This is a genomic window from Hyphomonas sp. (assembly GCF_040882205.1).
Taxonomy (GTDB): Bacteria; Pseudomonadota; Alphaproteobacteria; order Caulobacterales; family Hyphomonadaceae; genus Hyphomonas.
This window is the reverse complement of record NZ_JBBEBT010000044.1, coordinates 1-7,593: the sequence shown is the minus strand read 5'-3', so window position 1 is coordinate 7,593 and position 7,593 is coordinate 1. Positions and strand designations below refer to the sequence as shown.

Annotated in this window: 10 protein-coding genes; all 10 read right to left on the bottom strand. The window is 61.0% G+C overall.

Annotated features, from left to right (window positions below; all coding sequences use genetic code 11):
* Nucleotides 1-325: 325 nt before the first annotated feature.
* Nucleotides 326-703 carry a 50S ribosomal protein L7/L12 gene (gene rplL, locus WEA77_RS02280; RefSeq protein ID WP_368066250.1) on the bottom strand — a complete coding sequence of 126 codons (378 nt, stop codon included), beginning with the start codon at nucleotides 701-703 and terminating at the stop codon, nucleotides 326-328.
* Between the two features lie 60 nt (nucleotides 704-763).
* Nucleotides 764-1,279 carry a 50S ribosomal protein L10 gene (rplJ, locus tag WEA77_RS02275; RefSeq protein WP_368066249.1) on the bottom strand — a complete coding sequence of 172 codons (516 nt, stop codon included), beginning with the start codon at nucleotides 1,277-1,279 and terminating at the stop codon, nucleotides 764-766.
* 356 nt (nucleotides 1,280-1,635) lie between these two features.
* Entirely contained in the window at nucleotides 1,636-2,529 is an 894-nt protein-coding gene (locus WEA77_RS02270; RefSeq protein WP_368066248.1) for a HipA domain-containing protein, read from the bottom strand.
* Nucleotides 2,523-2,927: a HipA N-terminal domain-containing protein gene (locus tag WEA77_RS02265; protein ID WP_368066247.1), complete on the bottom strand. Its 405-nt coding sequence runs from the start codon at nucleotides 2,925-2,927 to the stop codon at nucleotides 2,523-2,525. Before WEA77_RS02265 ends, WEA77_RS02270 begins: the two co-directional genes overlap by 7 nt.
* Complete coding sequence (locus tag WEA77_RS02260) at nucleotides 2,924-3,340, bottom strand: helix-turn-helix domain-containing protein (protein ID WP_368066246.1); 417 nt, start codon at nucleotides 3,338-3,340, stop codon at nucleotides 2,924-2,926. Before WEA77_RS02260 ends, WEA77_RS02265 begins: the two co-directional genes overlap by 4 nt.
* 37 nt (nucleotides 3,341-3,377) lie before the next feature.
* Nucleotides 3,378-4,070: a 50S ribosomal protein L1 gene (gene rplA / locus WEA77_RS02255; protein ID WP_368066245.1), complete on the bottom strand. Its 693-nt coding sequence runs from the start codon at nucleotides 4,068-4,070 to the stop codon at nucleotides 3,378-3,380.
* Nucleotides 4,071-4,075: 5 nt separating this feature from the next.
* Nucleotides 4,076-4,522, bottom strand: a complete 447-nt coding sequence (gene rplK / locus WEA77_RS02250; protein WP_368066244.1) for a 50S ribosomal protein L11 — start codon at nucleotides 4,520-4,522, stop codon at nucleotides 4,076-4,078.
* Between the two features lie 193 nt (nucleotides 4,523-4,715).
* Nucleotides 4,716-5,579, bottom strand: coding sequence for a M48 family metallopeptidase (locus tag WEA77_RS02245; RefSeq protein WP_368066243.1), 864 nt, complete (start codon nucleotides 5,577-5,579; stop codon nucleotides 4,716-4,718).
* Between the two features lie 126 nt (nucleotides 5,580-5,705).
* Nucleotides 5,706-6,863, bottom strand: coding sequence for a hypothetical protein (locus WEA77_RS02240; protein ID WP_368066242.1), 1,158 nt, complete (start codon nucleotides 6,861-6,863; stop codon nucleotides 5,706-5,708).
* The coding region (locus WEA77_RS02235) for a hypothetical protein (protein WP_368066241.1) at nucleotides 6,860-7,593 on the bottom strand (734 nt) is incomplete at its 5' end. The genes WEA77_RS02240 and WEA77_RS02235, both read right to left, overlap by 4 nt.

The window sequence follows — 7,593 nt, the reverse complement described above, 5'->3', positions numbered from 1 at the left end:
TTGAAGACACCGCCGAGACCATCATCCGTGCGCTTTTCGCGCGGCGTGTTCATCTGGAGGAAGGCTTCGTAGGACTCGCGCTGGACCTCGATCAGGTTTGGCATTTCGATGGCTTCGGGAATGCGGCCGAAGTTTTTGCGGATACGTTTCTTTTCCGTGAAGGAGAGTGCCATCCCAAGTTCCCATTTTTTCGGCGCCGCACGGAGATGCGGCATGCCGGAGTTTGAAACGCGAGCACGCGGCGGCCCCATGAAGAGACCGCCGCGCTAATCCACTACAGACGACGCCTCGCGCGAACGTCGCCCGGATACACGCCCGAAGGCGCTTACTTCAGTTCGACTTTGGCGCCAGCGTCTTCGAATTTCTTCTTCAGGGCTTCGCCGTCTGCTTTCGAGACGCCTTCCTTCACGGTCTTCGGAGCGCCTTCGACGAGGTCTTTGGCTTCCTTCAGGCCGAGCGCCGGCACGACTTCGCGGACCAGCTTGATGACTTCGATTTTCTTCGCACCGGCATCGGTGAGAACGACGTCGAACTCGGTTTTCTCTTCAACGACGGCCGCAGGGGCGCCGCCGCCAGCGGCAGCAACTGCCACCGGAGCAGCAGCCGAAACGCCCCACTTTTCTTCGAGAAGTTTCGCCAGTTCAGCCGCTTCGAGAACGGTCAGAGCCGAGAGATCTTCGACAATCTTGTCCAGATTTGCCATGATTGTGTGTCCTGTTGTTTGGTTCGGTTGTTAAGGTCGTAAATAGCGAAAACGGGTAGCTTAAGCCGCGTCTTTCGACGCGTAAGCGGCCACCACGCGGGCAAGTTGCGAAGCCGGGGCCTGGATGACGCCTGCAACCTTGGTTGCCGGAGCCTGCAGGAGGCCGATGAGCTTGCCACGCAGTTGATCGAGAGAAGGAAGCTTCGCGAGTGCTTCGACGCCAGTGGCATCCAGCACCTGCTCGCCCATCACCGCGCCGATGATTACCAGTTTCGAATTTTCCTTCGAGAACTGGTCTGCCGCTTTCGCAGCTGACACCGGGTCCGGCGAGTAAGCGATCGCCACAGGGCCTTGGAAAAGCGCCTGTGCCATGTCGCCGCCAACCCCGCCGAGGGCGATTTTCGCCAGGCGGTTCTTGACCACTTTGAAGTGCGCGCCGTCCTTGCGGAGCAGAGCGCGCAGCTTCGTCATTTCCGCCACGGTGAGACCGGTATAGTGGGTCACGACGACCACACCCGCTCCTTCGAAAACCCCTTTCAGGGATTCCAGAGCAGCGCTTTTTCCAGCTTTGTCCATTGCGGGTCTCCATTGAGGCGTCCGGACCATCCGGCAGCCCTAGGTGTTCGCCTTCCGCCTTCCGGCTTCCAGCGCCTGCCCAGGGATTGGCCTGCCCGGCACGCCTTTCCGGGAAAGAATTCCAGGAAAATCCGAACCGTATCTATGCCTCACCCCGTCTGCATAGGTGGCCTTGCGGCCCTTGGCTTTCCGGTAACGGAAAGGCCTATGGTCTGTGACAGGAAACGGGAGTCCCCCGAATACACATCGGTGAACTCCCGTCAAGCGGCGGGCATTAACGCTTTTTCTACTGGTCCGCAACCCCCCATCACCAGAAAAAGGCGATGCTGGTGTGTGTCTGAGCTGATCCGGCGTGTTCACATTGAACGCAAGACACGCGTACAACGATCAGCGACGGCATCCGTCAGCCCCTCCAGGATACCATGTTCCAATCCCTGCAAACGCATGCGCGCCGCCTGTTTGGCAAAAGCCTCCGGGAGTGCTTGGGATAGCTCTTTTATTCTTTCAAACAATTTATCCTTAGACACCCGGGCCGAAGCCGAAAATTTTGCCCATTCAGCGTTGGTGATTTTATCGACAGCGTACTCATCACCAATCTTCATGGCGAGTTTGGCTCGCAACGGATTTTGATCACCATAAGGCAGCAGGCTTATCACATCATGTAGAGGCGCGAACCTGACGCTCCCTTCTGCGCCAATCAGTATGGAGTAGTTCTTGGCATGAGCATCGCTGGCGACGATCAGCCAATTGAAAATCAGCGCATCACAAAATCTCACTACATCAGAACCGCGTTCGATTGTAGTCGGAATATGAGAGCGAAGATGCTGCAGAATGTTCAGGGGACTTGGCCCGCCCTGATTCTGGTGCTTTTTCGTTGGCGCCGCATTCAGGGCCTGGCAGAAATCTTCTTGGTGAATTCGGCTTACCTTATTCGTCTGGCCACGTCTTCGCCGGTCGTATCGCTCAACAACAATGGCGATTTGATCGCCAAACGTAAGTATCTCTGAACTGGCGGCAACCAGACCTATCTGCCGCGCCACTGCCAGACATAGATGTTCGTTCTCCGCAAAGCCGTCAAACTCACCTGTTGGGGGTTTAAATATATGCGTAGTTGGCGTCCGGCCGCTCGGAATACCCCACCGATCTTGCGAACCGTCTCTGAGAAACGCCGTCTTTGGCTGTGCACCAGCTAAACTGAACTGGCCTCTATCACGCGCTATGCGCCCAGCTCCAGCATCGTTCTTCAGCAATTTGAGCCTGTCGGAAATCGCGCGTTCGTCCAGCCACTCGACATCCTCAGAAGCTGTTGCACCAAGCAGCTTATCGAGCTTCTCGGGCGGTGCAAATTGTATGGCTCCCGCACAGTCCTCCCCACATTTGAAAGCAGTGCGAAGGGATTGCGAGGCGATACCTGGAAGTACTGCCCCCACCGGCTCAAAGTCTGCTCGTTGTCGGGCAGCAGGCCCCATAGAAAGGGTTCTATTCTGGCGTGGCTGTGGTCCTGGATCAACAGCGGCATGGCCGTTGAGACCGGATACGCTCCTTGCAACGCCAGCCATCTCTCACAGTAGCGGAATTTCAGACGTCCCGCATTCTGATGAATGCGTCCTGCTTCTATTCCATCAAGTATTACGACGAGTTCGGTCACGTTCGGCGACCCTTGTCCGCGAGCGTTTCGATTATGCTGTTGATTTCAGCCGTGATCGGATTTGCTGACTGTCCATTTTCCTGTTCGCGCTCTACTTCATTCAGCACCATCAGTTTCAGGTTCAGTGCCTCAAATGTTTTGAGTACCGGGTCGATCTGAGCGGTTGGCTTGCCCTTTTCCATCTGGATCAGCCATTGTCGGCCTAAGCTTGCCAGCCGGGCCAGTTCCGCCTGATTGAGTCCCATTGCCTCTCGGCGCGCTCTGATCACCGTACCGATGTCGGCAGACGTGCGAAGTAGCGCCTTCATTCTTTCAGTCCTTTGGTTCTTGAGATTTACGATCCTGGAGGTCATGTCGCCGATCGCGTACACACGCAGAAAAGCAAAAAACCCGGCATCTGCGGGCGCAGACACCGGGTTTCCTGATTTGACGCGCCTCAGCCTGCGCGGATCAGCCCTTGGCTTCCGCCAGATCGATCACCACGCCCCCGCCCATGGTGGACGAAAGGGTGACCTTACGCACGAAGGTGCCCTTGGCGCCTGACGGGCGGGCCTTGACCAGTGCACCGAGGAACGCCGTGACGTTCTTCTCGATGTCGGCATCCGAAAAGCTCGCCTTGCCGACGCCGGCATGCACGATCCCGGCCTTTTCGACCTTGAACTCGACGGCGCCGCCCTTGGCGTCCTTGACGGCCTGGGCGACGTTCGGGGTGACTGTGCCGACTTTCGGGTTCGGCATCAGGCCGCGCGGGCCGAGCACCTTACCGAGACGGCCGACCAGACCCATCATGTCCGGGGTCGCGATGACGCGGTCGAAGTCCATGAAACCGCCATTGACCTTCTCGAACAGGTCTTCTGCGCCGACGATGTCTGCGCCGGCAGCCTTGGCTTCGTCGGCTTTCTTATCCTTGGCGAACACGGCGACGCGGATCGTCTTGCCCGTGCCAGCCGGCAGGTTGACCACGCTGCGGACCTGCTGGTCGGCATATTTCGGGTCAACGCCAAGATTGACGGCAATCTCGATGGTTTCGTCGAATTTCGCTTTCGCGTTCGATTTCACGAGTTTTACGGCATCGGCGATCGAATAGGTCTTGGTGATGTCGATCGTCTGCTCGATGGCGCGGGTACGTTTTCCTTTGGCCATGGTCCTTACTCCTCAACCCGCAGGCCCATCGCGCGGGCAGAGCCGGCGATGATCCTGGTGGCGGCGTCGAGGTCGTTCGCGTTCAGGTCGTTCATCTTGACCTTCGCGATCTCGCGGACCTGGTCCATCGTGACCTTGCCGACCGTGTCATAGCCCGGCTTCTTGGAGCCCGAAGCCGGTTTCTTGCCAAGTTTCAGGCCAGCGGCCTTTTTCAGCAGCACCGAAGCCGGCGGCGTCTTGGTGACGAAGGTGAACGACTTGTCCTGATAATACTGGATCACGACGGGGGTCGGAATGCCTTCTTCAAGGCCCTGGGTACGGGCGTTGAAAGCCTTGCAGAATTCCATGATGTTAATGCCGCGCTGGCCCAGGGCGGGGCCCACGGGCGGCGACGGGTTGGCCTTGCCGGCCGGAATCTGGAGCTTGATCTGCCCCAGCAGTTTCTTAGCCATTTTGTCCTCACAACTTTGGCGGAGGGGCGGTGGTCTTTCGATCCGCCCGGTTGGTATCGAGGCTCCGCGGTCCGGCTGGCGCCTCCCGCAGAAGGGGGCATATGACGCAGCGCCCCGCCCCGGTCAAGCGCCCTGCAGTGAAAAGCCCGGACGGCGGGGCCATCCGGGCTTGAAAACGAGGAGACTGGCGACGCTACATCAGGGCATAGCCGCGGGCGTTGATATAGCTGCGCAGCTCCTCGGCCCGGCGCAGCGGGTCCGGGTGGGTGGACATGAACTCGGGCGGCCGCTGGCCTTCGGACTGGGCAGCCATCAGTTCCCAGAGCCGCACCGACTGTTTCACGTCATACCCGGCATTGTGCATGTAATCGACGCCGAGCTTGTCGGCCTGGAGTTCGTGTTTCCGGCTGTAAGGCAGCACAACGCCGAACTGCACGGCGGCGCCGCCGAGGGCGCCAATCGCCGAGCCGTATTTCGACAGTTCTTCCGACGAGGCCACGTCGATCTGGCCGGCCATCAGTCCGACTTGGGATGCGATGTTCACCGAATACCGCTCGGCCGCATGCTTGCCGACGACATGGCCGGTCTCATGACCGAGTACGGACGAAATCTGGTCATCGTTTTCGGTCAGCTCCGTGATGCCGCGGTAAACGCCGACCCGGTTGCCCGGCATGACGAAGGCGTTGACATCATCCGTGTCGAACACGGCGACGTCCCACTGCTCGTTCGGGTTTATGTGTCCGGCTTTCACGGCGCCCTCGATCGTACGGTCCCATACGTTGAGGACGCGGCCCTTGAGCTTGGAATTCGATGTCTGCGGCGTCTGGGCCTTCATGTCCGTCCAGGCGGTCGCCGACATGTTGGCAATCGCAGCATCATCGACAATCAGGAACTGGCTTTCACCGGTCGCCAGATTTGTTGCGCATCCTGAAATGAAGGGGAACACGCTGCCGGATGTGAGGCCCATGATAATGCCGCGGCGCGACAAGCGTACGCGCGGCGCATTCGCCAGCAACGCGCTGTCGAACTTCTCCCCCAACTCGAATTGATGCGTCATCTGGTCCATCTCCTGTGACCGGGTTTTGCCTGAACCTACTCTCCGCCGGTCTGTTTGCAAACAGACGGAGCGTTCACGCGCAGCTTAGGAACCGACCCGTGAACCCGTCCTGAATGCTCTTTCGTGTCAGGCCTCTGCTGCCTCGCCCACCAGCACGGCGGCCTGCTCAACCCATCCTTCGCGCGTGATGCGGCCCGAAAAGCTGAGATACTCATCGACCCAGGCGATATTCTCGGACGTCCATTCTGCAATCTGGTCGAAATGAAAGATGCCGAGCGAATTCAGCACATCCTGGATCTTGGGGCCGATGCCGCCAATCAGTGTCAGGTCATCCGGCGCGTTAGTGAACGGCCGCTCGAGCGCCATCGGGCGCACGCGAAGAATGTCCTGCGCCGCTTCTGCTTCGGCGCGCTCGTCCGCTGCTTCGAGTTGCCCCAGGATCGCTTCGGCGGCGCTCGGTGCGGGCGCAGGCTCGGGCGGCGCGTTTTCCGATGGCGCATCCTCGGGCTGTGCGTCTTCGGCCTCGGCTGCGGCGGCATCTCCCTCAAAATAGGCAAGGCGACCTTCCAGGAACCGCACGCGCCAACGCAGGCGCGCAATTTCTTCCTCGACCGGCGCTGTGGTCTCCGGCTCTGCTAAAATAACGGGAGCCGGCGCCGGCGCGGCTGCTGCCACCAGGGGCGCGGGAACGGCGGCGAGTTCCGCCTGCAAGGCGTCGACCCGCGTGCGCAGATACTTGATTTGCCAATCCTTTTTCGCTGCATCGACCGGCGCCGGCGGCGGCGCCTCGGCGGCGGCTACGGGGACTGCCCCAACTTGCGGCGGCGCTTTCGCCAGCTCGGATTCCAGATGCACCACCCGGCTCTCGAGATGGCGGTTGCGCCAGACCAGAGTGTCCTCGACCTGCCCGCCAGCTGCCGCTGCAGGTGCTGCGACTGGCGCCGACCCAAGCGCAACGCCAACCGTCGCCGCAGCGGCTTTCAGCGTATCAATTTCGGCCGACTTGCGCGCGAGTTCGGCGGTCAGCGCTTCGACCTTGCGTGTCAGGATCGGATCAGGCCCGGCGGCGGGCGCCTCTCCGCTGGCAAGCTTGCGCTGCGCGGCGAAGAGGCGTTCGACTTCCTCACGCGCTTCGCCGAGTTCCACCTTCACCATGTCCCGTTCGACCATCGCCTGACGCATCTTGCCCGACAGCATCATCCCGCGGATCGACCAGCCCAGCAGCAGCGTCATGGCTCCGGTTGCGGCGAGCGCGATCCACATATGCGTCATCAGCCAGGTCATCGTGCGCTCCGCTCCCGTACAGTTAATTCGAGCGGCCGGTCATTGCCCGGGGCCGCGCCCGATTCCATACCCTCGACCTCCCTGCCCGGGCCATAGCTGATTGCAGCAAGTGGCGGGCGGGAGACGCCCGCGCGTTCCAGATAGTCCGCCAGTGCAGCGGCGCGCGCCTGCGCCAGCGCGTCCCCATCTACGGCCAGCTCCAGGCTCGCGCCCGTATCGCACCGGCGCGCGATCGCTGCCAGCTGGTCCAGCGCCCCGGCATCCCCGCGCCGGAACTCGGCGCGCCCCGGCTCGAAGCTCACCGCCTCGCTATCCAGCATCCGGTTGATGTTTTCCGCGCATGTGGCGTCTCCATCCAGCTCAACGTCGGGAGTTACTGGCAGGGCGGCAATCACCACGCGCCAGCGCCCGGCCGTGCGCGCCATGTCCTCGCTCAGGAACTGCAAGGTGCTCGCCGGCGCGTCGCCTTCAAAGGTGAAACCGTTGACAGCCGGATCGAACGTCATCTTGCCAGAACGGAACGCCGCAAAATGCGCAAGCCCGGCTTTCGCCCCGTCCATCCAGTTTGCCGCCGCCGTCTCAGCCACGACCATCTCGTCGCGGACTTCGCGGCCTAAGCCGCGCTTGGCGAGCGCGATCAGAGCCCGGCGATCTGCTTCGCCCGGGACGGCGCCCGCGAGGACAAGTTCGTCCGCCTCGCGCGTCGCCCACCAGAGCGGCGCGCCCTGCA

Bases quoted from the DNA above. Each gene is read 5' to 3' on its own strand.
- rplJ (WP_368066249.1), bottom strand. From the start codon at position 1,279: ATGGACAAAGCTGGAAAAAGCGCTGCTCTGGAATCCCTGAAAGGGGTT.
- rplA (WP_368066245.1), bottom strand. From the start codon at position 4,070: ATGGCCAAAGGAAAACGTACCCGCGCCATCGAGCAGACGATCGACATC.
- WEA77_RS02240 (WP_368066242.1), bottom strand. From the start codon at position 6,863: ATGACCTGGCTGATGACGCATATGTGGATCGCGCTCGCCGCAACCGGA.
- rplK (WP_368066244.1), bottom strand. From the start codon at position 4,522: ATGGCTAAGAAACTGCTGGGGCAGATCAAGCTCCAGATTCCGGCCGGC.
- WEA77_RS02245 (WP_368066243.1), bottom strand. From the start codon at position 5,579: ATGACGCATCAATTCGAGTTGGGGGAGAAGTTCGACAGCGCGTTGCTG.
- rplL (WP_368066250.1), bottom strand. From the start codon at position 703: ATGGCAAATCTGGACAAGATTGTCGAAGATCTCTCGGCTCTGACCGTT.